The 22,356-nt window shown below is 68.7% G+C and carries 24 protein-coding genes; 16 read left to right on the top strand and 8 right to left on the bottom strand.

Features of this window, described 5'->3' with window-relative positions; translation table 11 throughout:
* The first annotated feature begins 41 nt into the window (after positions 1–41).
* Positions 42–587, top strand: a complete 546-nt coding sequence (locus FZ046_RS01385; RefSeq protein ID WP_070353499.1) for a TetR/AcrR family transcriptional regulator — start codon at positions 42–44, stop codon at positions 585–587.
* Here FZ046_RS01385 and FZ046_RS01380 read toward each other — a convergent pair.
* The 3 genes from FZ046_RS01380 to FZ046_RS01370 form a co-directional block, all read right to left on the bottom strand.
* Entirely contained in the window at positions 584–2,128 is a 1,545-nt protein-coding gene (locus FZ046_RS01380) for an HNH endonuclease signature motif containing protein (RefSeq protein ID WP_070353500.1), read from the bottom strand. The two genes, FZ046_RS01385 and FZ046_RS01380, sit on opposite strands and share 4 nt — an antisense overlap.
* A 245-nt stretch (positions 2,129–2,373) precedes the next feature.
* Entirely contained in the window at positions 2,374–3,066 is a 693-nt protein-coding gene (locus FZ046_RS01375) for a hypothetical protein (protein ID WP_070353501.1), read from the bottom strand.
* Between the two features lie 13 nt (positions 3,067–3,079).
* Positions 3,080–4,504 carry an ADP-ribosylglycohydrolase family protein gene (locus tag FZ046_RS01370; protein WP_070353502.1) on the bottom strand — a complete coding sequence of 475 codons (1,425 nt, stop codon included), beginning with the start codon at positions 4,502–4,504 and terminating at the stop codon, positions 3,080–3,082.
* Positions 4,505–4,581: 77 nt separating this feature from the next.
* On the opposite strand from FZ046_RS01370, the gene FZ046_RS01365 reads away from it, so the two are divergent.
* Entirely contained in the window at positions 4,582–5,250 is a 669-nt protein-coding gene (locus FZ046_RS01365; protein WP_070353503.1) for an NUDIX hydrolase, read from the top strand.
* On the opposite strand, the gene FZ046_RS01360 is transcribed toward FZ046_RS01365, so the two are convergent.
* The gene (locus FZ046_RS01360) at positions 5,247–6,728 is read right to left on the bottom strand and encodes a carboxyl transferase domain-containing protein (RefSeq protein ID WP_070353504.1); all 1,482 of its coding nucleotides are present in this window, start codon (positions 6,726–6,728) and stop codon (positions 5,247–5,249) included. The two genes, FZ046_RS01365 and FZ046_RS01360, sit on opposite strands and share 4 nt — an antisense overlap.
* A gap of 26 nt (positions 6,729–6,754) precedes the next feature.
* On the opposite strand from FZ046_RS01360, the gene FZ046_RS01355 reads away from it, so the two are divergent.
* The 9 genes from FZ046_RS01355 (at position 6,755) to FZ046_RS01315 (ending at position 15,839) form a co-directional block, all read left to right on the top strand.
* A complete protein-coding gene (locus tag FZ046_RS01355) occupies positions 6,755–7,489 on the top strand; it encodes an enoyl-CoA hydratase (RefSeq protein WP_070353505.1) in 735 nt (244 codons plus the stop codon).
* Positions 7,489–8,598 carry an MBL fold metallo-hydrolase gene (locus FZ046_RS01350; protein ID WP_070353506.1) on the top strand — a complete coding sequence of 370 codons (1,110 nt, stop codon included), beginning with the start codon at positions 7,489–7,491 and terminating at the stop codon, positions 8,596–8,598. Before FZ046_RS01355 ends, FZ046_RS01350 begins: the two co-directional genes overlap by 1 nt.
* A 17-nt stretch (positions 8,599–8,615) precedes the next feature.
* The gene (locus FZ046_RS01345) at positions 8,616–10,241 is read left to right on the top strand and encodes a serine hydrolase (protein ID WP_246182880.1); all 1,626 of its coding nucleotides are present in this window, start codon (positions 8,616–8,618) and stop codon (positions 10,239–10,241) included.
* Positions 10,234–12,627 carry a cation-translocating P-type ATPase gene (locus tag FZ046_RS01340; protein ID WP_070353507.1) on the top strand — a complete coding sequence of 798 codons (2,394 nt, stop codon included), beginning with the start codon at positions 10,234–10,236 and terminating at the stop codon, positions 12,625–12,627. The genes FZ046_RS01345 and FZ046_RS01340 overlap by 8 nt, the downstream gene beginning before the upstream one ends.
* 22 nt (positions 12,628–12,649) lie before the next feature.
* On the top strand, positions 12,650–12,901 hold the full coding sequence (locus FZ046_RS01335; protein WP_070353508.1) for an antitoxin: 252 nt from the start codon (positions 12,650–12,652) through the stop codon (positions 12,899–12,901).
* A 2-nt stretch (positions 12,902–12,903) separates the two neighbouring features.
* Positions 12,904–13,344, top strand: a complete 441-nt coding sequence (locus FZ046_RS01330; RefSeq protein ID WP_070353509.1) for a type II toxin-antitoxin system Rv0910 family toxin — start codon at positions 12,904–12,906, stop codon at positions 13,342–13,344.
* On the top strand, positions 13,341–14,225 hold the full coding sequence (locus FZ046_RS01325) for an amidohydrolase family protein (protein WP_070353510.1): 885 nt from the start codon (positions 13,341–13,343) through the stop codon (positions 14,223–14,225). The genes FZ046_RS01330 and FZ046_RS01325 overlap by 4 nt, the downstream gene beginning before the upstream one ends.
* A gap of 76 nt (positions 14,226–14,301) precedes the next feature.
* Complete coding sequence (locus FZ046_RS01320) at positions 14,302–15,069, top strand: VOC family protein (protein WP_070353511.1); 768 nt, start codon at positions 14,302–14,304, stop codon at positions 15,067–15,069.
* Between the two features lie 50 nt (positions 15,070–15,119).
* Positions 15,120–15,839, top strand: coding sequence for a 3-keto-5-aminohexanoate cleavage protein (locus FZ046_RS01315; protein WP_070353512.1), 720 nt, complete (start codon positions 15,120–15,122; stop codon positions 15,837–15,839).
* Here the strand turns inward: FZ046_RS01315 and FZ046_RS01310 are convergent.
* On the bottom strand, positions 15,829–16,275 hold the full coding sequence (locus tag FZ046_RS01310) for a cupin domain-containing protein (RefSeq protein WP_070353513.1): 447 nt from the start codon (positions 16,273–16,275) through the stop codon (positions 15,829–15,831). The two genes, FZ046_RS01315 and FZ046_RS01310, sit on opposite strands and share 11 nt — an antisense overlap.
* A 49-nt stretch (positions 16,276–16,324) precedes the next feature.
* Between FZ046_RS01310 and FZ046_RS01305 the strand changes: the two genes are divergently transcribed.
* A complete protein-coding gene (locus FZ046_RS01305; RefSeq protein WP_070353514.1) occupies positions 16,325–16,774 on the top strand; it encodes a hypothetical protein in 450 nt (149 codons plus the stop codon).
* Positions 16,771–17,358, top strand: a complete 588-nt coding sequence (locus FZ046_RS01300) for a GNAT family N-acetyltransferase (RefSeq protein WP_070353515.1) — start codon at positions 16,771–16,773, stop codon at positions 17,356–17,358. Before FZ046_RS01305 ends, FZ046_RS01300 begins: the two co-directional genes overlap by 4 nt.
* A 34-nt stretch (positions 17,359–17,392) precedes the next feature.
* Here FZ046_RS01300 and FZ046_RS01295 read toward each other — a convergent pair whose 3' ends face one another.
* A complete protein-coding gene (locus FZ046_RS01295; RefSeq protein ID WP_070353516.1) occupies positions 17,393–17,851 on the bottom strand; it encodes an Hsp20/alpha crystallin family protein in 459 nt (152 codons plus the stop codon).
* A gap of 253 nt (positions 17,852–18,104) precedes the next feature.
* Between FZ046_RS01295 and FZ046_RS01290 the strand changes: the two genes are divergently transcribed.
* From FZ046_RS01290 to FZ046_RS01280, 3 genes are all read left to right on the top strand, one after another.
* A complete protein-coding gene (locus tag FZ046_RS01290) occupies positions 18,105–18,788 on the top strand; it encodes a GAF and ANTAR domain-containing protein (RefSeq protein ID WP_070353517.1) in 684 nt (227 codons plus the stop codon).
* A gap of 1 nt (position 18,789) precedes the next feature.
* Positions 18,790–19,131 (top strand): hypothetical protein, encoded by a 342-nt coding sequence (locus FZ046_RS01285; RefSeq protein ID WP_125939719.1) that lies wholly within the window; start codon positions 18,790–18,792, stop codon positions 19,129–19,131.
* A 140-nt stretch (positions 19,132–19,271) separates the two neighbouring features.
* Positions 19,272–19,595, top strand: coding sequence for a helix-turn-helix domain-containing protein (locus FZ046_RS01280; RefSeq protein ID WP_125939720.1), 324 nt, complete (start codon positions 19,272–19,274; stop codon positions 19,593–19,595).
* A 5-nt stretch (positions 19,596–19,600) separates the two neighbouring features.
* Here the strand turns inward: FZ046_RS01280 and FZ046_RS01275 are convergent, their stop codons facing one another.
* Together FZ046_RS01275 and FZ046_RS01270 are read right to left on the bottom strand one after the other, a co-directional pair.
* Positions 19,601–20,023: a hypothetical protein gene (locus FZ046_RS01275; protein ID WP_125939721.1), complete on the bottom strand. Its 423-nt coding sequence runs from the start codon at positions 20,021–20,023 to the stop codon at positions 19,601–19,603.
* A 53-nt stretch (positions 20,024–20,076) separates the two neighbouring features.
* Positions 20,077–22,005: an AAA family ATPase gene (locus tag FZ046_RS01270; protein ID WP_083298252.1), complete on the bottom strand. Its 1,929-nt coding sequence runs from the start codon at positions 22,003–22,005 to the stop codon at positions 20,077–20,079.
* Positions 22,006–22,356: the final 351 nt, after the last annotated feature.

The following is a 22,356-nucleotide window of genomic DNA, read 5'->3' as shown; positions in this document are numbered from 1 at the left end:
TCCGTCAGAAAAGTCAACATCTGTTGGCATAGATTGGCGGCGTGGGCACGAAGGGCGACCGGACAAGGGCGGTGATCCTCGCTGCCGCGCGCGAGCGCTTCGCGGAGTCGGGCTACGAGGGTGCGACCATCCGTGCCATCGCCGCCGACGCGGGCATCGACCCCTCGATGGTGATGCGCTACTTCGGCAGCAAGGACCAGCTCTTCGCGGCCGCCGCCGAGTTCGACCTGCGTTTCCCGGATCTCTCCGACGTCGCCCCGGAACGCCTCGGCGAGGTCCTGGTCACGCACTTCCTCGAGCGGTGGGAGGGTGACGAGGCGCTCGTCGTGCTGCTCCGCTCGGCCACGACGAACGGTGACGCGGCGCAACGCATGACCGACATCTTCGCCGGCCAGCTGCTGCCGGCCATCGCGAAGTTCGTCCCCGATGAGGCCCCGCGCCGGGCCGGTCTGATCGCCACCCAGGTCCTCGGCATGGCCCTCTGCCGGTTCGTCCTGCGGCTGCCACCCGTCGCCGGGTTTAGCCGTGACGAACTGATCGCGTGGCTCGGGCCCACGCTGCAGCGCTACGCGGTCGGTGCGGTCTAGAACGTCGGTACCGATCGGGCCACCTCCCATGCCACCCATGGCGCATTCGCGAGGCGCTCGTCCTCGACGCGTCGCGCGCGCTCCTCGCGCCGCGTCCGTGCCCGCCGCGGCATCGTCAGGCCGGCGGCCGCGCTGGCCGGAACGTCGCCGCTCGTGGTCACCGGCGCCGTGGGTACGGACAGGCTCGGGAAGAGCACCCGGCTGCCGGGCGCCGTCCGGTACGTCGCGCCGTCGGGGGCGGTCCAGTCGACCGTGCCGTCGGGACCTTGCTGCTCGCGCCAGCCCGGCGTACCGCTCCAAAACGTCTTGAGCAGGTGGTGTCGACGGCACAGTGCCTTCAGGTTCGAGGCGCACGTCGGCCCCGACGGGTGCGGAATCGTGTGGTCGATGTCGCACGCGCTCGCCGGGACCGCACACCCGGGGAAGCGGCATGTCATGTCGCGGCACCGCACGAAGTCGGCCAACGCACGCGATGGGGTGTAGCGCGGCTCGGGCGGCCTGTCCCTCGGGTGGACGACCCGGCGCTGCGTCGCCGAGCGTGCCATTCGCCGCGCGACCGCACCCGGCAGGAAGTGCCCGCCCATCACGGCGCCGGGTCGCGTTGCGGCCGACTCGCCGGGCGGCGGCGTCAGGGCTTCGACGAGCGTCATCTGGAAGAGCGGCTTGGTCGAGTGACGTCGCGTGACGCCGTCCAGTTCGGCGTCCTGAGCCGCTGCCGCCGCACCAGTGTCGGCGAGGGTGTCATCGTTCACGATCACGTAGACGACGCTGCTGCCGGCCGGCGCGGGGCCCGCCGCGGCGGTGCAGTCGTCGCGGCCGCACCCGCAGTGCAGCCGATCCTCGCCGCGCGCGACCGCCCCGAAGGCGTCCGCTCGGCGTTGGTCACGGGTGCGCGGGTCGTTCTCACAGACGCTGTGCGCCAACGTGTCCAGCCGAGAGTCCATCGCCTTGGCGTCCGGCGCGAACAGCGTGGCCCACACCGTCGACATGCCGTCGCCGTCGTCGATGAAGACCTCGACGCGACGGCCCTTCGCGCGGGCCTGCGTACGTCGGACCGCGAGCGGGTCATGCCGAGCGATGATGTCGTCGACAGCGGCCTCGGCCTTCGCGACCGGCATGGGTTCCCAGTGCCGCAGCGCTTCGGCGATCTCGGTGTCGACGGCGCGCTGCGCGTCGCGATCGGACACCAACCCGGCACGGGTGACGATCAACCTGACCACCTGATAGGTGAGCAGTCCCTCGGCGAACGCCTCGCCGACGAGCGGCAGGCGGTCGCGTAGCGCGCTGGCCACGATCAGTTGATGCGACGCCGTACCCGCCGTGACGTGCATGGCCGCGCCGATGTGGGCGGACACCGCGGCCCAGTTGTCGAGATACCACTGCTCCCGTTCGGCGGACCCGTCGGCGGCATACCGTTCGGCGAGCATGTCCGCCATCGCGGAGAGTCGGCGCGCGCAGGCGGCGTTCTCGACCCGTGCCCACGTGCCGACCGCCGTGCTGCCCGTCGCGTGGGCTGTCGCGGTGACCAAGTCGTCGAACATGCTTCGAACATACGTGCGAGTGCCGACGGATCGAAGCGATGATCTTCAGCCTGTGCACGAAGGCGCGTCTGTGGACAAGTGTTGTGCGGGGCCGACTTTCGTCGGCGCCTCGTGGTAGGCCTCCGGGCCCAGCGTTGTCGCGAATTGTCGCTCAGAGGTGGGCAATGAGAATCACTTCCCGGCGCCGCCGCGCCCGGCGCGACGCAGGCCCCCCGGCGCGACGCCCGGCGCGGACGCCGAGCGCCCTACGCCTCCAACTCCCCGGCGACACGACGCTCCAAGGCTGCCTGCGTCGCGGCGGGCAGCACGAGCAGGCCGTCGAGTTCGCGCTGCGCCCGCGCATACGCGCTCCGTCGTTCGGCGACGGTGGCCGCATCGTCGGACGCGATGCCCAACAGGTGCTGGGCGCGCTCGAGGCGCTCGCGGTCGTCGCTGGAGAAGTCGCTGCGTCGGCGCCGTCGCGCCTCGGCCTCGGCGACGTCGAAGGCGGCGGCGTAGTCGTGCACGGCATCGCGGTACTCGGCCAGCGCGTCACGATCGGCGACGAGGTCGTCGGTACGGGCCGGCCGCAGCAGGTCGGCCCGGCTGCGCGCCCGGTGGAAGGCGGCGGTCAACGGCTCGCGCATGTCGGTCATGACGGGGAAGTCGAGCAGCTTCGCGACGTCGAGTTCGTACTCCAGCCAGCGGGCGTCGGTCTCGTCGTGCCGCGCCACGACCCGGGACACCTCACGCCGCGCCGACTCCTCGTCCGTCCGGCCCCGTCCCGAGGCCTCCGCCATGGCGACCTTCGTCTGCTGCTTGATGCGATAGCGCTCGAGGCGACGCTCGGCACGCCGCTCATTCGCCGCGGAGACCGCCCGCACGCCGCCGCCGATGACACCGCTCAGCGGGAAGATCAACCACCAGTAGTTCCCGGCGAAGTGCAGCAGCGCGTCCACGCCATCGAGGATGTCACGGCGCGAGGCGGTCCAGGGCTTCGCGGAACTCCGGATTGGGGTACGCGTCGGGGAGCAACGCGCTCACCTCGGCCAGCGCTTGTCTGCCGTCGATGCCGGCGGTCCAGGCGCCGTACAGCGCCGCCACCGTGGGCGTGCGGCTCTGCGCCGCCACGCAGTGCAGCAATACCGTGCGTCCCTCTGCGCGCAACTGCTGCAGCAGACGAACCGTGTCGGTCAGGACGAAGTCGAGATGCGCGTTGGCGCCGACGATGTCGATCAGCCGAACGTCCACCTGCTCGACACCGCGCGGTAGGTCCTCGTCCTTCACCCGGCACAACGACACCACGGCGTCCACCCCGTCCGGCAGCGCACCGAGCGTCGCGAGGTCGCCCAGCCACACTCCGGCGTCGCGTGGGTGCTGCGACGGTGCCATGGGAATGACGCGATTGCCCCACGGCGCATCAGCACCCACGATCCGCGTCGCAAGCGCGACTAGGTCCCGGCAGGTGATGCCCGGCCAGCCGTGCAGCAGCCGGCGCCAGGAGGCGGGCACTGCCGACGCGCCCCACCGGGCGCCCAGCATGCCGCCCGCGATCGCGGCCACGGTGTCGGTGTCGTTGCCCGAGCGCACCGCAGCGTCGAGTGCGCGCCGCAGGTGGTCGGCCGGGAACGTCCGGGCCGCCGGATCCGCGGCCGGCACCGGCGTAGTGGCGATCGCCGACCACGCGGCCTGCAGCGCCTCCACGACCCAGCCATTGCGGGAGAAGTCGGCCGGCACCGAATGCTCCGCGACGTCCAGGCGCTCGGCCCACAGCGCCTGCCGGCCGGTGGGCAGGCGGCGCAGCCCGACTCGCACGTCCAGTTCGCCGGTCAGCACGGCATGGCGCATCGCGAGACACCACAGCACGCACGCGTCCCCGGCGTCCGGGTCGTAATGGGTCAGCGAGCTGATGCTGCGCGCCGCCTCGACCAGCCCGTCCTCGTCGTCCAGGTACGCCAGCGCGACGGGCGCGGTCCGCATGAGCGACCCGTTACCCGCGGTGTGTCCGCTGCGCTCGTGCAGCGCGCGCGACGCCGCCAGCGCGTTCGCCGCCGAGAGGCCCGCGCGGCCGGTGGCGTCCAACACGGCACGGGTCTGATTGCCCACGTCGGTCGCCGTGCGCGACCAGCCGTACCAGCGCTCGACGATCGCCGTCTGGGCGGCCTCGTCGCGCAAATCCGCACCGGTCGCGGCCACCTCGGCGATGGCAAGCGCCATCGACGTGTCGTCGGTCCACTCGCCGGGCGCCCAGCCGAACGAGCCGCCGCCCACCATCGCGACCTCCTGCTCCGGGCCGCGCGGCGGCTCGAACTCGTACGGCGCGCCGAGCGCGTCCCCCGCCGCTGTCGCCACCAGGACGCCGACCGCCCGATCCAACTGAACCGTGGTCAATGCCATGCCGTTCCCCCTCGCCCGCGCAATTTACGCGATACTGCGTTTATACGTTCACCATAGCGAAGGGGCCCGACACGTCCATGCTCGACGAGTATCCGCAGCCCTCGGTGGCCGTCGACACGGCCGCGCTCACCTACGATCCGGTTCGCGCCGAGATCCTGGTGCTCCAGGTACGCCGACCCGATGGGCCCGGGTGGGCACTGCCCGGCACTTTCATGCACATCGACGAACTGCTCGCCGACGCCGTCGCCCGCTCGCTGCGCGACAAGGCCGGCGTCACCGGTGTCGTCCCGCGTCAGCTCCACGTCTTCGACGCCCTCGACCGCGACGACCGTGGCCGCGTGCTCGCGGTGGCGCACATGGCGGTGGTGCGGCTCGACCGGCTCGCCGACCGCCTACCCGCGACCCGGCTGACACCCGTGCACCGCCCGGGCCGGATGTGGCGCGACCACGCGGACATCATCGACCTGGCGCGCGTCAGGCTCGAGGACGAGCACCGCGCGCGGCCCGATCCGTACGGGCTCCTGGCCGACGGCGACGGCGACACCGCCGACGACACCGCCGACGACGTAGCCGCCTGGGGCAACGCCTTCACGCTGCGCGAACTGCGCCGCCTGCACGAGGCCGTGGCGGGAACGACGCTGCAGCCGGACACCTTCAAGCGACGAATGGCTCCGTACCTGGTCGAGACGGGCCACACCGTCACGTCGGGCCGGGGCAGGCCGGCCGAATTGTTCCGCAGGCGCTAGGACGGCAACCCGATCCGGCGGTAGCGCTCCAACCGCCGGGCCATCCGTTCGTCGTCGGCCAGGTAGCGCAACGCGCTGAGTTCGCGTGCCACCGTCGCCGACAACCGGCCGGTGAAGTCCAGCGGCGTGTCCGCGGCGTCGCCGAGTTCGGGCACGACGGCGTCGACGATGCCGGCCCGCAGCAGGTCGGTCGACCGAATGCCCTGTGCAGCAGCCAGTTCCGGTGCGTGGTCGACGTCGCGGTACACGATGGCGCTCGCGCCCTCGGGTGGCAGCGGCGCCAGCCAGCCGTGCAGCGCGGCGAGCACGCGGTCGGCCGGCACCATCGCCAGCGCGGGACCGCCGCTGCCCTGGCCGAGCAGCACCGACACCGTCGGGGTGTCCAGCGTGACGAGTTCGGCCAGGCAGAGCGCGATCTCGCCGGCCAGGCCGCCCTCCTCGGCCTCGGTCGACAGCGCCGGACCGACGGTGTCGATCATCAGGACCAGCGGCAGCCGTACGCTCGCCGCCAGCGCCATGCCGCGACGCGCCTCGCGCAGCGCCCGCGGGCCGACCAGACCGCCGCCCCGGCCGCGCTGCTGTCCCACCACCACCGCCGGCTGGCCGCCGAATCGGGCGAGCGCCAGCAGCGTCGTCGCGCCCTCGCCCTCGCCGCCCGTGCCGGACAGCAGCACCCGCTCGGTGGTGCCGTGCTCAAGCAGGTACCGCACGCCGGGGCGGTCCGGGCGCCGCGACGACACCACCGACTCCCACGCCGGGACGTCGGGCACCGGCTCAGGGGTGGGCGGCTCGGGCAGATCGCCCGGCGCGTCGGCGAGCACCGTCAGCGCACGGTCGAGCGTCGAGCGCAGCAACGCCAGCGGCACGACGCCGTCGATGACGCCGTGCCGGTGCAGGTTCTCCGCGGTCTGCACGCCCTCCGGGAACGGCTCGCCGTACAGGTGCTCGTAGACCCGCGGGCCGAGGAAGCCGATCAGCGCGCCCGGCTCGGCGGCCGTCACGTGGCCCAGCGAGCCCCACGACGCGAACACCCCGCCGGTGGTGGGGTGCCGCAGGTAGACCAGATACGGCAGGTGGGCGCGCTTGTGCAATTCGACCGCTGCGGCGATCTTGACCATCTGCAGGAACGCGACCGTGCCCTCCTGCATGCGGGTGCCGCCGGAGCTGGGGGAGGCCACCAGCGGCAGCCGCTCGGCGGTCGCGCGTTCGATGGCCGCGGTGATTCGCTCGGCCGCCGCCACGCCGATCGACCCGGCCAGAAAATCGAACTCGCAGGCCACCACCGCGACGCGGCGGCCGTGCACGGTGCCCTCGCCGGTCAGCACGGCTTCGTCGAGACCCGTCTTCGCCGCGGCGTCGGCCAGCTCGCGGCGGTAGGCCGCGCTCGCCCCGACGTCGAGCGGCGGGCCGTCCCAGCTGAGGAACGACCCGTCGTCCAACACGGCGTCGCGCAGCTCGAGGGCACCGATCCGACTCACACCAGCAGGCTATATAGGCTGGCGGCATGATTGGCGAGACCCGTGACGGTGCCGTGCTCACCCTGGAGATGCAGCGGCCCGAACGACGCAACGCACTCAACGCCGAGCTGGTCGACGGCCTGCGCGAGACCATCGAGAAGGCCGCCACCCAGGACGTCCGCGCGGTGGTGCTCACCGGCGGCGGGCACGTCTTCTCCTCGGGTGCCGACCTCTCCGGCGGGCAGGGCGTCGCCGACGAGCTGCCCGACAAGGCCAAGGCCCTCAACATCGCGATCGACCAGGCGCCCTTCCCCGTCATCGGCGCCATCAACGGCCCCGCGATCGGCGCCGGGGTCATCCTGTCGATGATCTGCGACCTGCGGGTCGTCGCGCCGGAGGCCTACTTCCAGTTCCCGGTCGCGAAATACGGTATCGCGCTGGACAACTGGAGCATCCGGCGGCTGACGTCGCTGGTCGGTGCGGGCCGGGCCCGCGGCATGCTGCTGGCGGCCGAGCGGCTCACGGCCGAGGCCGCGCTGCACACCGGCATGGCCAACCGCATCGGCACGCTCGCCGACGCCCAGGCCTGGGCGCAGGAGATCGCCGGCTTCGCGCCGCTGGCCCTGCAGCACGCCAAGCGGGTGCTCAACGACGACGGTGCCTACGAGGACCCGTGGCCCGCCCACCAGGAACTGTTCGACCGGGCGTGGTCCAGCCAGGACATCATCGAGGCGCAGGTGGCCCGCATCGAGAAGCGGCCGCCGAATTTCAAGGGCGCCTGATGCTCGGCGAGGCGGTCCGGCTCATCGGCGGCACGGCGGCGATCGTCGGCGGCGGCTGGGCGCTGCGGGCGCTGCAGGGAGCGCCGTCCGCGCTGGGCGCCTCGCCCGTGGAGATCGGCGCGGTGGCCAAGCGGTCACCGCACTTCCACGACGGCGTCTTCGTCAACCTCGAGCCCGCCTCGGAGACCAGCCTCAGCCGCCAGGAGCAGTTCATCCTGCTGCGCGACGTGCTCGGCAACGGCGACGAACAGCGGCCCCCGTTCGACGTCCCGCTCGTCACGCCCACGACGGGCGTCCCCGCCGCCGACCTCGCCGCGACGTGGTTCGGCCACTCGTCGGCCGTCATCGAGGTGGACGGCTATCGCATCCTCGCCGATCCGATTTGGAGCGACCGGTGCTCGCCGTCGCGCGCGGTCGGGCCGCACCGGCTGCACCCGGTGCCCGCCCCGATCGAGGCGCTGCCCGCCGTCGACGCCATCGTCATCAGCCACGACCACTACGACCACCTCGACGTCGACACCGTCAAGCGGCTGGTGCGCACCCAGCGCGCCAAGTTCTACGTGCCGCTCGGCATCGGCGCGCATCTGCGCACCTGGCACGTCCCCGCCCATCGCATCGTCGAACTCGACTGGAACGAGAGCGCGACGCTCGACGATCTGACGCTGGTCTGCACGCCGGCACGGCACTTCTCGGGCCGCTTCGTCAACCGCGACGTGACGCTGTGGGCGTCGTGGGCCATCAAGGGCCCGCGGCACCGCGCATTCTTCGGCGGCGACACCGGTTACGGCCGCATCTTCGCCGACATCGGCGCCGAGCACGGTCCGTTCGACCTCACGCTGATGCCCATCGGCGCCTACCACCCGGGCTGGCCAGACATCCACATGAACCCGGAGGAGGCCGTCCGCGCGCACCGCGACGTCACCGACGACGGCCTGCTGGTGCCGATCCACTGGGCGACGTTCCGCCTGGCGCCGCACCCGTGGTCCGAACCGGTCGAGCGACTGGTCACCGCAGCTGCCGGTGAGAGCGTCCCGATCGCGACGCCGCGGCCCGGGGAACGCGTCGAACGGGTGACGGACGCGTCATTGGACGCGTGGTGGCGGCAGTGACCCGATAGCGTGCACGTGTGCGCTTCGCGATCTTGATCCGCCGGTTCGTCGTGCCCGTCGCGGTCCTGGCACTCCTCACCGGATGCGGCTCGACGAGAGACTCCTCGTCGTCCGCGACGTCGGCCTCGCCGACGTCACCCGCGCCGTCCTCGACCTCCGACGTGCCCCCGCCGTTGGTCGCGGCGATGCCGTTGCCCGACGACGCCGTCGAGAACGCCGTGGCGAAGATCGATGGCCTGGCCGATGACGTCATGCGGAAGTCGGGTCTGCCCGGCATGGCGGTCGCGGTCGTGCACGGCGGAAAGACGGTTTACGCGAAGGGTTTCGGCGTCAAGGACAACCGCAGGCCCGCGGACGATCCGGCGAATCGCGTCGACCCCGACACCGTCTTCCAGCTGGCGTCGGTGTCGAAGTCGCTGACCGCCACGGTGGTCGCCCACCAGGTCGGCCAACGGGCACTCAGCTGGGACACCCCCATCACGGAGAAGCTGCCGCGCTTCGCGCTCGCCGATCCCGCCGTCACCCGGATGGTCACGGTCGGCGACATGCTCGCGCACCGCTCCGGCCTGCCCGATCATGCCGGCGACCTCCTCGAGGAACTCGGCTACGACCGGCCGTACATCCTGGACAAGCTGCGCGACTATCCGCTGGATCCGTTCCGAACGTCGTACGCCTACACCAATTTCGGTTTCACGACCGGCGCAGAGGCGGCTGCCGCCGGAGCCGGCAAGTCCTGGGAGGACCTCAGCCAGGAGGTGCTCTACGGCCCGCTCGGCATGACCTCGACGAGTTCCCGGTTCGACGCGTACGAGAGTCGCCCCAACCGGGCCATCGGGCACATCCATCTCGGCGACCGCTATGCGCCGGATTACGTGCGCGACGCACAGGCCCAGTCGCCGGCGGGCGGGGCGAGCAGCTCGGTCGACGACATGACGCACTGGATGGCGATGGTCCTCGGCAACGGCTCCTACCAAGGCAAGCAGATCGTCGACCCAGCGGCGCTCCTGCCGGCAGTGACACCGCAGATGGTCACGAATCGTGGCACCGAGCCGGCCATGCGCTCGGGCTTCTACGGCTACGGGTTCGACGTCAGCACGACGTCGACCGGTCGCCAGCAGTTCAGCCATTCCGGAGCCTTCGAACTCGGGGCTGCCACCAACGTCCTGTTCCTGCCGGCCGCCGACGTCGCGATCGTCGCGCTCACGAACGCGACGCCGTCGGGGGCGCCCGAGACGCTGACGGCCGAATTCGCCGACCTCGTGCAGTACGGCAAGGTCCGCGACGACTGGTGGTCGGCCTATCACGACGCGTTCCTGCAGATGGAGACGCCGACCGGATCGCTGGCCGGCAAGCAGCCGCCGGCCACGCCCGCACCGCCCGCGCCGCTGTCGTCGTACGTGGGCGACTACGCCAACCCGTTGTACGGCCCGGCCAGGATCACCGAGGTCGACGGCGGTCTGCAACTCGCGTTGGGGCCGACGTTCACGGTGCCGTTGAAGCACTGGGACGGCAACGTGTTCTCCGTGAGCTTCGTCGCGGAGAATTCGAACCCGGGCACCGTGACGTCGGCGACGTTCGACGGTGACACGCTCACGCTCGAGTACTGGAACGAGGACGGCCTCGGGGTCTTCACCCGTGCCTGACGCCACCGAGGGACTCTCGGACGCCGAGGTCGCCCAGCGGGTCGCCGAGGGCAAGACCAACGACGTCCCGGCCCGCGCCGCCCGCAGCGTCGGCGAGATCGTGCGCGCCAACGTCCTCACGCGCATCAACGCCATCCTCGGCGTGCTGTTCTGCATCGTGGTGGCGACGGGCTCGCTGATCAACGGGCTCTTCGGGCTGCTGATCGTCGCCAACAGCGCGATCGGCATCATCCAGGAGCTACGCGCCAAGAAGACGCTCGACGACCTCGCGATCGTCGGGCAGGCGCGCCCCACGGTGCGCCGCCGCTCCGGTACGGCCGAACGCCCGCCCGACGAGGTGGTGCTCGACGACGTCATCGAACTCGGCCCGGGTGACCAGATCGTCGTCGACGGCGAGGTGCTCGAGGCCACCAACCTCGAGGTCGACGAGTCGCTGCTCACCGGCGAGGCGGACCCGATCGTCAAGGGCATCGGCGACGCGGTGATGTCGGGCAGCTTCGTGGTGGCCGGCAGTGGCGCCTACCGCGCGACGAAGGTCGGTCGCGAGGCCTACGCGGCGAAGCTCGCCGAGGAGGCCAGCAAGTTCACGCTGGTGCGTTCGGAGCTGCGGACCGGCATCAACGAGATCCTGCGCTTCATCACCTACCTGTTGGTGCCGGCGGGTCTGCTCGTCATCTACACCCAGCTGTTCACCACCGATGCGGGGTGGCGGCAGTCGGTGCTGCGGATGGTCGGCGCGCTGGTGCCGATGGTGCCCGAGGGCCTGGTCCTCATGACGTCGATCGCGTTCGCGGTCGGGGTGGTGCGGCTCGGCCGGCGCCAGTGCCTGGTGCAGGAGTTGCCGGCGATCGAGGGCCTGGCCCGCGTCGACGTCGTGTGCGCGGACAAGACCGGCACCCTCACCGAGAACGGCATGCGACTCGCCGAGACCCAGCCGCTGGATCCCTCGGGCGCCGACGGCCGGGTGGCCGACGTGCTGGCCCAGCTCGCCGCCGACGACGCCCGGCCCAACGCGAGCATGCAGGCGATCGCCGAGGCCTACGCCGATCCGCCGGGCTGGACGGCCACCGCCGTCGCCCCGTTCAAGTCCGCCACCAAGTGGAGCGGCACGTCCTACGGCGAGCACGGCAACTGGGTCATCGGCGCGCCCGACGTGCTGCTCGACCCGTCGTCCGAGCAGGCCGAGCTGGCCGAGCGGATCGGTGCCCGGGGCCTGCGCGTGCTGCTGCTCGGCGCCACCGACCGCTCCGTCGACGCGCCCGACGCGCCGGGCCGGGTGACGCCGGTGGCCCTGGTGGTGCTCGAGCAACGCGTCCGGCCCGACGCCCGCGACACCCTGGACTACTTCGCCGCGCAGAAGGTGACCGTCAAGGTGATCAGCGGCGACAACGCGGTGTCGGTCGGTGCGGTGGCGGGAACGCTCGGCCTGCACGGCGAGACGAGGGACGCGCGCACGCTGCCCGAGGAGCCCGACCGCCTCGCCGCCGCGCTGGAGGAGTGCACCACGTTCGGCCGGGTGCGCCCGGACCAGAAGCGGGCCATGGTGCACGCCCTGCAGTCGCGCGGGCACACCGTGGCCATGACGGGCGACGGCGTGAACGACGTGCTCGCGCTGAAGGACGCCGACATCGGCGTCGCGATGGGCTCGGGGTCCTCGGCGTCGCGCGCCGTCGCGCAGATCGTCTTGCTGGACAACAGGTTCGCCACCCTGCCCTACGTCGTCGCCGAGGGCCGACGGGTGATCGGCAACATCGAACGGGTCTCCAACCTGTTCCTCACCAAGACCGTGTACTCGGTGCTGCTGGCCGTCGCGGTCGGGCTGGCGGGTCTCGCGTCGAAGGTGTTCGGCACCGATTCGCTGCCGTTCCCGTTCCAGCCGATCCACGTCACGATCGCCGCGTGGTTCACCATCGGCATCCCGGCGTTCGTGCTGTCGCTGGCGCCGAACCACGAGCGCGCGCGTTCGGGCTTCGTGCGCCGCGTGATGACCTCGGCGCTGCCCAGCGGGACGGTGGTCGGCATCGCCACCTTCGTCTCCTACCTGTTGGCCTACCAGGGCCGGGCGGCGTCGACGGTCGAGCAGAATCAGGCGTCCACCGCGGCGCTGATCACGCTGCTCGTCAGCGCGCTGTGGGTGCTGGCCGTGGTGGCGCGGCCCTACGAGTGGTGGCGCGTCGCGCTGGTGGCGGTGTCGGCGCTGGCCTACGTCGTCATCTTCGCCATCCCGTTCGCCCGCGACCTGTTCCTCCTCGATCCGTCGAATGCACGGACCACCGCGATCGCGCTCGGCGTCGGCGCGGTCGGTGCGGCGCTGATCGAGGTGCTGTGGTGGGTTCAGGGCCGGATTCTCGGCGAACCCCGCCGGTTGTGGCGGACGGCCGACTGACCGCTGGCGATAGGCTGGTCGCATGGGATTCCTGGACAAGGTGAAGGACCTGGTGGCGAAGAACGGCGACAAGGTCGACACCGCGATCGACAAGGTCGGCGACATCGTCGACAAGAAGACGCAGAACAAGTACGCCGGCGCCGTGGACAAGGTGCAGGAGGCCGCGAAGAAGGCCGCCCGCGAGCAGGCCGCCCGCCAGCCGGGCCAGCCGCCCGTCGGCCAGCAGCCCCCGCAGCAGCAGCCGCCGCAGGCGCCCACCCCGCCCCAGTCGTAGCCATGGCCAAGCTCTCCGAATCGGTCGAGATCCCGCTGCCGCCAGAGAAGGCGTGGGAAGCCGCCTCCGACCTGTCGCGGTACAAGGAGTGGCTCACCGTCCACCGGGTGTGGCGCGACAAGCTGCCCGAGACGCTCGGCAAGGGCACCCAGATCACGTCCATCATGGAGGTGATGGGCATGGCGAACCGGATCAAGTGGACCATCGTGAACTGGAAGCCCCCGCAGTCGATGACGCTCAACGGTGAGGGCAAGGGCGGCGTCAAGGTGAAGCTCATGGGCAAGATCCGGCCGTCGGAGACCGACCCGTCGAGTTCGGTGGTGACGTTCGACGTGCATCTTGGCGGCCCCGCGCTCTTCGGTCCGATCGGCATGGTGGTGGCCGGCGGGTTGAAGGGCGACATCAAGGAGTCGCTGGAGAAGTTCAAGTCGACGTTCGCGTGACGCCGTACGCCTGCGCGGTCGACTTCGACGCCGTCGTCGCGATCGACGTGCACACCCACGTCGAGGTCGACTGCCACGGGCACAACGCCTACGACGACGAGCTGGTCAGCGCCACCCGCGACTACTTCCGGATGACCGACGCGGCCGCCGCCACCGTCGACGACCTCGCCGAGCACTACCGGGCGCGGCGGGCCGCGGCGGTGGTGTTCACGATCGACGCCGCCACGGCCACCGGGCACCCACCGAACTCGATCGCCGACCTGGTGGCGGGAGCCGCCCGCAACGCCGACGTGCTGATCCCGTTCGGCAGCGTCGACCCGCTGGCCGACGGTGCGCCGGACCGCGTCGCCGAGCAGCTCGCGCTCGGGGTGCGCGGGTTCAAGTTCCACCCGAGCGTGCAGTCCTTCGAGCCCAACGACCGCCGCTACTACCCGATCTACGAGGCGATCGCCGCGGCCGGCGTGCCCGCGCTGTTCCACACCGGACAGACCGGCCTCGGCTCCGGCATGCCCGGCGGGCACGGCATCAAGCTGCGCTACAGCGACCCGATGCTGCTCGACGACGTGGCCGCCGACTTTCCCGGCCTGACGATCGTCATGGCGCATCCCGCGGTGCCGTGGGTGGACGCGCAGATCGCGATCGCCACTCACAAGGCGAACGTCTACGTCGACCTGTCGGGCTACTCGCCGAAGTACTTCCCGCCGCAACTGGTGCGTGCGCTCGCCCGCCCGCTGCGCACCAAGGCGCTGTTCGGCACCGACCACCCCTACGTCCAGTTCGACCGCTGGCAGCGCGATTTCGCCGCGCTCGACCTCGATCCGGCGATCGCGCCGCTGGTCTACAAGGAGAACGCCCTACGGGTCCTCGGCGTGACGCGCTGAGGCCCCGCGCGATGAGTTTCGCGCACACCGCCGGTCGACACGGGTACGCACGTCCCGACCCACCGAGGAGCACACCGTGACCACCGGCTACCGCGCACCCGTCGGCGCACCCACCTGGATCGACCTGACCACCTCCGACCTCGACCGCGCGAGTGAGTTCTACGGTGCGGTGTTCGGCTGGACGTTCGAGCGCCCCGGGCCCGGTTACGGCGGCTACGTCAACGCGTTCGTCGGCGGCTCGCCTGTGGCCGGGCTGATGCCCAACGACCCGCAGTGGGACATGCCCGACGGCTGGACGGTCTACCTGCACGTCGACGACGTCGACGCCGCGCTGGAACGCGTGGTGGCCAACGGCGGCGCGTCGTGCGGCGGCGCCATGGACGTGCCCGCCAAGGGCCGGATGGCAATGGTCGGCGATCCCGCCGGCGCCGTCGTCGGGCTGTGGCAGCCCGCCGGCCACCACGGCTTCGAGGTCGTCGGCGACGCCGGCGCCCCGGTGTGGCACCAGCTGACGACCCGCGACTACGCCCGCGCGCTGGACTTCTACCGTGCGGTGTTCGACTGGCAGCTGAAGGTCGAGGCCGACGCCGACGACTTCCGCTACACCAACGCCCTCTTCGCCGGTGAGCCGCTGCTCGGCGTCATGGACGGAGCAGTGTTGCCCGACGGCCCGTCGACCTGGACGACGTTCCTGGGCGCCGAGGACGTCGACGCCACGCTCGACGTCGTCGTCCGCCACGGCGGCACCGTCGTGCGCGGGGCGGAGGACACCCCGTACGGCCGGTTGGCCGCGGCCACCGACCCGACCGGCGCGGCGTTCAACCTGGCATCGCTGGCAGGCTGACCGCGCGGAGTGGTTGGCGCGCTGACCGCGCGGCGAGCGACAATCGGCGCATGCCCGTCCCCTACGTCAAGGCCTGCATCAACGGCGCCCGCACGCCCGACGAGCACCCGGCCCTGCCGGTGACGCCCGAGCAGCTCGCCGCGGCGGCGCTGCAGGCGCACCGGGCGGGTGCGCAGGCGGTGCACCTGCACCCGAAGGCGACCGACGGCACGGACTCGCTGGCGCCCGACGTGGTGGCCGCCGCCGTGGCGGCAGTGCGCGAGGCGGTGCCCGGTCTGCCGCTCGGCGTGACGACTGGCTTCTGGGCGCTGCCCGACGCGGCAGCGCGTCGCCGCGCGGTCGAGGGCTGGACGGTGCTGCCGGACTTCGCGTCGGTCAACTGGCACGAGCCCGGGGCGGCGGAGCTGGCCGACGTGCTGCACGGCCGCGGGATCGGCGTGGAGATCGGCCTCTTCCACGCCGAAGCCGCAGCGGCCTGGGCGGATTCGGCGATGGTGGAGCACGCGATGCGGGTGCTGATCGAGCTGCAAGGGCACGAGGACGTCGCCGTCGCCGACGACCTGCTGGCGCGGGTACGGGCGACGGGTACGCCGGCCCCGGTACTGCTGCACGGACTCGACGAGAGTTGTTGGCCGCTCCTGCGGCACGCCGGCGAGTGCGGTGTGCAGACGCGCATCGGCTTGGAGGACACGCTGCTGCAGCCCGACGGCACGGCCGCCCCGGACAACGGCGCGCTGGTGGCGGCGGCGGTGGAGCTGCTCAGTCGGTAGGTGCGTGCAGCGCGAAGTCGGCGAAGTCGAAGCCGGGGACGACGACGCAGCTCACCAGGCTCGGCTCGTCGTCGCGGGGCCGGGCCCGCTGCCAGTGCCCGGGCGGTACCAGGACCTGCGGGTGCTCGCCGGCCTCGACGTCGGTGCCGAGGACGAGCGTCGCGGCGCGGTCGCGTTCGGCACCGACCTCGAGCAGCAGGGGACTGCCGCGGTGGAACAGCCACAGCTCGGCGCTGCGCACCGTGTGCCAGGCGGACTGCTGACCGGCCAAGAGCAGGAACAGGATTGCCGTTCCGGCGTTGCGCGGGCCGGCGTAGTCGGGCGGCAGCGCCGACGGCGCGATGGTGACGTCGCTGCGCCACGTCTCGCGGAACCAGCCACCCTCCGGGTGCGGTGACAGGTCCAGGCCGTGCGCCCAGCCGGGCAGGTCCGTCATGCTGGCAGCCTACGTCGCAGACCGCCGGTCACCCGATACCCTCGGGCGCATGGGTTCCCTGCGCGCCGGCTGGATCGTCGTGCTGTGCGCCGCGGTGCTCCTGGTCAGCACGTGGCTGCCGTGGTTGACCACCACCGCCGACGGGGGTGGCCGGGCCACGGCGATCGGTGGTCAGGTGGGCAGCATCGGGGTGCCGCCGGCCGGGTTCGGCGTCGGCCAGCTGATCGTGCTGCTGTCCGCCACCCTGGTGGTGGCGGCGGCGATGGCCGCGCGCGGTCTCTCGGCGCGGCTGGCTTCGACTGCGGCGCTTGCCATTTCGGTGTGCATCGCCGTGCTGGTGCTGTGGTACTACCGGCTGTACGCATCGCCGCCGGTGGCGCCGGGGTACGGACTCTACGTCGGCGCGGCGGTGACCGCGCTGGCCGTCGCGCTATCGGTGCTGACGATGGTGGCGGCCTGGTCACGGGCCGCGCGTGGTCTTTCGGCGCGGCGAGCATGACTGGCTTCGTCGCACCCGTCTCCCTCGCCGGCACCGCGGTGACGCTGGACCCGCTGCGGGTCGAGGACACCGCGGACATCGCCACCGCGAGCGCCGACGGCGATCCCGGGCGACTCTGGTTCACGATGGCGCCCTCGCCGGACACCGCCGAGGAGTGGGTGGCCGCGCGGTTGGCCCGGCAGCATCCCGACACGGGGTTGACGTTCGTCGCACGGCGGCCCGGCGGCCCGGTCATCGGATCGTCGAGCTACCTCAACGTCGACGGGCCCAATCGACGGCTGGAGATCGGTGCCACGTGGTTCTCGGCGTCGGTGCGCCGCACGGCGGTGAACACCGAGGCGAAACTGCTGATGCTGACCCACGCCTTCGAGGCATTGAGTTGCGTCGCAGTCGAATTCCGGACGCACTTCATGAACACCACCAGCCGGGCGGCCATCGAACGGCTCGGCGCCAAGCGCGACGGCGTGCTGCGCAGTCATATGCTGCTGCCCGACGGGTCGCGCCGCGACACCGTCGTCTATTCCATCCTGGACGTGGAGTGGCCGGCGGTGCGCAACAACCTGCGGTTCCGGCTCGGTGGGTGACGGCGCACGCGCGCGCCGCCACCCACCGACGGAATCAGGCGTCGACGGTCGTCGGCTGGATGGACTTCTGACCGCCGCTGTGGGCGATCTCCACCTTGCGGGCCTTGGCGCGCTCCGCGAGGGGGATCGTGATGGTGAGGACGCCGTTCTCGTACGAGGCGGCGATGCCCGCGGTGTCGATGCCGTCGCCGAGTGAGAGCTGCCGTCGGTAGGTGCCGAAGAAGCGCTCGCTCGCGAGCCACTGCACGCCGTCCTCGCCGCGCGGCGTGCGCCGCGCCGAGATGGTGAGCGTGCCGTTGTCGACGTCGACGTCGACCGAGCCCGGATCGACACCGGGCAGGTCGGCCGTGAGCAGGTAGTGGTCGTCGACCTTGCACAGGTCCATCGGCATGAACCGCGGACTACGAGACGATCCGGTCTGGCTGTTCAGCAGTCCCCGGGTCAAGGCCGAAACCTCGGCGTTGATGTCGCTGAAGGGATCGAAACGAAGCACAGCAATCCACCTCCTACGTCTGTCGAAAGCCCGCCACCCTGGCGGGGCAGCCAATCACTGTGCGACACCAAAATTAGCACTCGATGCCGGAGAGTGCCAGATGGTTTCACAGATTTTCTGGGCGAGTCCGGCAGGCGCCGGCGCCGCCCCGCCGAGCGGGTTTGTCGGGTTTCGCGATCAGTCCGATACTGGGCACGGCTCCCATTTGGCATGATTTGGCCGGGCGGGAGGCACAGGGAGAAAAAGAAGGACGATGACGCTGCACAATCAGGACCTCGCCATGCGGATGGCGGAGCTGGCGCGATCGACCGCGATGCCCCGCAGCGTGGACGAAGTGCTTCGGGACGTCACATCGGCGGCCCGGGAACTGATCCCCGGGGTGGATCTGGCCGGAGTGCTACTGGTGGGCAAGGGGGAGTCGTTCGAGACGCGGGCCCCCACCACCGACCTCATGTACGAACTCGACAAGATCCAGATGGAGATGCAGGAAGGTCCCTGCATCGAAGCCGCGCTCGACGAGGTCGTGGTCCGCACCGTCGACTTCGCCCACGAGGAGCGCTGGCCGACGTATTCGCCGGCCCTCGTCGAACGGGGTATCCGCAGCGGGTTGTCGTTCAAGCTGTACACCGCCGACCGGACGGCCGGCGCGTTGAACCTGTTCGGGCACGCGCCCAACCGCTGGGACGGCGAGGCGGAGACCGTCGGCATGGTGCTCGCCGCGCACGCCGCCGCGGCCATCATGGCCAGCCGGGAAGGCGACCAGCTGCAGTCGGCACTGTCGACGCGTGACCGCATCGGTCAGGCCAAGGGCATCATCATGGAGCGCTTCAACATCGACGACGTACAGGCGTTCGCGATGCTGCGGCGGCTCTCGCAGGACACCAACACCAAGCTGATCGACGTCGCACAGCGCGTCATCGAGACCCGGGGGACGTGACGTGCGCAGAACGATCGCGGGATGTGCCGTGCTGGTCGCCGGGCTGGGCCAGCTCGGCATCGCTACCGCGTCGGCGTTCGACGACGTCGCCTTCTCGACGTGCACGTCGACGGCCGTCCCGCCGCCGGACGCCAACTACGACGCCATCGCCACCAGCTGCTGCGTCGACCAGGCCGGGACCCCGACCCTCACGACCTACGGGATCGGTTGCGTCGCAGCGGTCGTCAACCCGGCGCCGGACTACCGGCCGGTAATCTACATGCCCACCCGCCCGGCTCCGCCGGAGGAGGGCGACGGCGCGCTCGACGAGCTGATGAAGCAGCCGCCGCTGCCGCTGCCGTAGTGCGGCGCGATGTGCTCCTACGCGAAGCGCTTTCAAGTCGTGACTCAGCGTTCGCGAAACTGGTTCGGCATGGCATCTCAGCTATGCCGAGCGACGCACGGTCGACGCATGTATACGCTGCTCAGCGCCGTGCATATCGCATGAACCGCAAACTTTCAAACAGCGATTTGAAAGCTGTCATTGAGTTGTATGAGGCAGGCGAATCGATGCCAAAGCTGGCCGAAAAGTTTGAATGCCATCGCCAGACCATCGCTCGGCAGCTGAGGAAGGCGGGCGTCACGCTCCGCGAACAGCAGATACGTACGCCTGAGTTCAATGCTCACGCTCGGACGCTGTACGAGCAGGGCAACTCCCTCGATCAGGTCGCGGAGATGCTCAGCGTCCAAGCCAGCACCATCAATCGCGCCGTGCGTGCGGCCGGCGGAAGCCTACGACCGCAGCGACGTCGGGCGCGTAACGAGTAGGGACGTCAGGCTGCTTGGTCTTCTTCGTCGGACCGACGCTTCTCTTGGTCCATCGCGGTGTAGAGCAGCGCCTTGGCGAGCATCCGAAAATCTATCTCTGGCCGCACGATGGCACGAACTGAAATACGGCTGCCATCCGATAGCGCAGAGGAGGTGGCAGGTGCTCGTTCACCACGTATCAGTCTGGCGTACGCACGGCCGGCGCGGTGGGGAAGTGAGCGATCGAGCGCGTGCACGTTGCGGCGATGCTCGATCAATTCAGCCTCGGTCTTGTCCGATGCGAACTGGAAGTACGTGTGCAGGTCGACTTGGTCTCGAAAGGTGAGGTACAAAAACGCCGACATGTCGACGACCCACAGCTCTTTGAGTTGATGATGGTGATGAAGGTAGGTGGGCGTATTAAGTCTTGGCATGTGCTGGCGTGACATTATGCCCAGCTATCTCCAACCAAGAGCAAGAGGGAGAGCCAGCATGTCAGAATTTAAGACGTGCTGGTACCGTTGATCCTTTTTATTGCATTCTCGAAGTTGTCTAGCGTGTCCGGCGACAGCTTGTCGAGTACCTTGTCGCGGTTCCGGAGTAAATAATCTGCAGGCTTACCGTGCAGAATGAAGGGAGACCCTTGGGTTCGCCCGATCCTGTCAATTATGCGGTCACCTGCGGCAAGCTTGCCAATAGTGAGATTGATGCCAAAGGCTGGGTTGTACAAGAGCTTGAGATAATCGAGAGGCTTGAATAAATCCTCGATGTCGGCGTTCTTCACACTGACTATTTGATCAACCGTGATTAGGCGCTTCGATTTCAGCAAACCTTGAGTAGCAAGATGATTCAGACGTTGCAGGCCACTTGCGCCACTATCGACAAATACGGTCACATCAAGCTGTCGTCCCATGAGAGCGACAAACGATGGGATGTTTGCAACGCTGCCGGCTGGAAGAATCCGCCAAGATTCATTAAGCGATTCTCGTCCAAGTGCCTTCAAATGGTCGCTTATAATAGTGAGGTAAGTGAAGTCAGACGTCCCTTCCACGATGAGATTATCTGGACCGACGAATAAGTTTTGAGCGATATCGTAGCCGAGTGCCGCTTGAAGTGGAAATAAAGTGTCGTTGTCGACAGACAGCACTTCACCTGAGATGACTGTGCCCTTCTTCGCCCCTTTGTCTTCCACCACACGAACGCGTTCGAGCTTGTCGGCTGCCACCATAAAGGGAGAATGAGTGGTGTAGATGACTTGCACCTTGGGGGCGAGTCTTTCATCTATGAATCTAAGAAAGTCAGCCTGCGCCTTTGCATGAAGAGCGAGCCCTGGTTCGTCAAGTAGTACTACGATGTCTTCATCCTTATCCTCGAACTCACTGAATGCGGCAAGGAAGGAGAAGAACCATTGAAAACCGGCTGACCGCTGTGAGAAATTGCTCGAGTAATTATGTCGACGATCCTTAACGCGCACGTCGAGATACCTGACTACGACATGCTGGCCGTTGCCGCTCGGGTGAGGCTCGGTCTTGGGGTCAACGGCCATCTGCACTTCGAGCTTTTCGTTCTGCGACCAATATTTGAACACTTGATCTGTTAGTTCATTGGAGACGGCTTCCAGCTCAGCAGTTCGATCTTCGAAATCATCGTCGGAAAGAGAGTCGGTAGTTGTGTCCGCCAGCTTGAGTAGTGCTCGCGCCGTTTGCATACCCGTCGCAGCCGGTCCTTCTGATTCTTCGTCGACATCCTCGAGATTGATCCGACCAGGAAGATTTTGATATTGACTAAAGTAGAAGAATTTAGGCATGCGTGCTCGAAGTAGAGCTACGACAGATTGCCAGAGAGTTAGCTTTTCACCGATTAGGACAGTAATCTCAGCTTGGAGAGCCTGCAGATCGGGTAACTGGCCGGACTCATCGCCGGAACTCTGTAGCTCAGAAATTTTTGTAGCAACTGATCTGCGCAGAGTGCTGAGCTTCGTATCTTGCTGGAATAGGTCCAAGGTTGATTGTGGTGCACTACTGTGTGACATAATGGTCGCAATGCCAACAGACTCATCTATTGCCAATACCGCACGGGTGCTTCGATAGCCCTGCGTGTAGGCAAACTCCCGGTCTTTGAGGATTCCTTTGCCGAATCGGCCCTCAGCCGCCTGTACGTCGCGGTCATCTAACTCGAAGTATCCAGTTATAGTATCGACATCGTCGATGACTCCCTGCTTCTGATCGGAAGTCTTCAGCCAGCGAGGGTAGTGCTCAGATACCGAAAACTTCTCGCCATATGCAGGATTGAGGCGATACAGTGCGTTAAGAGCCGCTGTTTTACCCGACTCGTTTTTACCTACTAAGTTAGTGACGTCTGGCTGTACGGTCACTCTTTCCGAATCGACTATGTTTCTGAATTTATTTACCCTAAAAGCTACTAGCTTCATACCGCTCCTTCAAGATTCTAGGTGCTATGGGTTAGATTATGAGTTAGCTATTTCCTTTTAGCAAGATTAAGCGTGATGGGTTGAGCATCACGACGCGAGGACGATAGTATTTTTCTAGCTTGCCATTTCATCGGTACATCGAAACAGAGGTCAGGCTGTTGTGCTCGTAGCTACGTATTTGAGTACCGATGACCCAACCATCCTAAGGTGATTCAAACCCCCTCCCCAGAGGTCAAAGCATATTTCGGCAGTGTAGGTCCGTGTACCGACATGTACCGATAGTCACGCAAAAGGCCAGCACAAACGGTGCTGACCTCTGGCGATCTAGTTCAACGCTCGAACATATGTTCT

It is taken from the genome of Mycolicibacterium grossiae (assembly GCF_008329645.1).
GTDB classification, from domain to species: Bacteria; Actinomycetota; Actinomycetes; order Mycobacteriales; family Mycobacteriaceae; genus Mycobacterium; species Mycobacterium grossiae.
This window is presented reverse-complemented; position numbering and strand designations above follow the sequence as displayed.

Excerpts from the sequence above, each read along its gene's own strand:
- FZ046_RS01315 (WP_070353512.1), top strand. The coding sequence starts at position 15,120 with ATGCCCGTCCCCTACGTCAAGGCCTGCATCAACGGCGCCCGCACGCCC.
- FZ046_RS01305 (WP_070353514.1), top strand. The coding sequence starts at position 16,325 with ATGGGTTCCCTGCGCGCCGGCTGGATCGTCGTGCTGTGCGCCGCGGTG.
- FZ046_RS01280 (WP_125939720.1), top strand. The coding sequence starts at position 19,272 with ATGAACCGCAAACTTTCAAACAGCGATTTGAAAGCTGTCATTGAGTTG.
- FZ046_RS01270 (WP_083298252.1), bottom strand. The coding sequence starts at position 22,005 with ATGAAGCTAGTAGCTTTTAGGGTAAATAAATTCAGAAACATAGTCGAT.
- FZ046_RS01330 (WP_070353509.1), top strand. The coding sequence starts at position 12,904 with ATGGCCAAGCTCTCCGAATCGGTCGAGATCCCGCTGCCGCCAGAGAAG.
- FZ046_RS01310 (WP_070353513.1), bottom strand. The coding sequence starts at position 16,275 with ATGACGGACCTGCCCGGCTGGGCGCACGGCCTGGACCTGTCACCGCAC.
- FZ046_RS01355 (WP_070353505.1), top strand. The coding sequence starts at position 6,755 with ATGATTGGCGAGACCCGTGACGGTGCCGTGCTCACCCTGGAGATGCAG.
- FZ046_RS01370 (WP_070353502.1), bottom strand. The coding sequence starts at position 4,504 with ATGGCATTGACCACGGTTCAGTTGGATCGGGCGGTCGGCGTCCTGGTG.
- FZ046_RS01275 (WP_125939721.1), bottom strand. The coding sequence starts at position 20,023 with ATGTCACGCCAGCACATGCCAAGACTTAATACGCCCACCTACCTTCAT.
- FZ046_RS01380 (WP_070353500.1), bottom strand. The coding sequence starts at position 2,128 with ATGTTCGACGACTTGGTCACCGCGACAGCCCACGCGACGGGCAGCACG.
- FZ046_RS01290 (WP_070353517.1), top strand. The coding sequence starts at position 18,105 with ATGACGCTGCACAATCAGGACCTCGCCATGCGGATGGCGGAGCTGGCG.
- FZ046_RS01300 (WP_070353515.1), top strand. The coding sequence starts at position 16,771 with ATGACTGGCTTCGTCGCACCCGTCTCCCTCGCCGGCACCGCGGTGACG.
- FZ046_RS01365 (WP_070353503.1), top strand. The coding sequence starts at position 4,582 with ATGCTCGACGAGTATCCGCAGCCCTCGGTGGCCGTCGACACGGCCGCG.
- FZ046_RS01350 (WP_070353506.1), top strand. The coding sequence starts at position 7,489 with ATGCTCGGCGAGGCGGTCCGGCTCATCGGCGGCACGGCGGCGATCGTC.
- FZ046_RS01335 (WP_070353508.1), top strand. The coding sequence starts at position 12,650 with ATGGGATTCCTGGACAAGGTGAAGGACCTGGTGGCGAAGAACGGCGAC.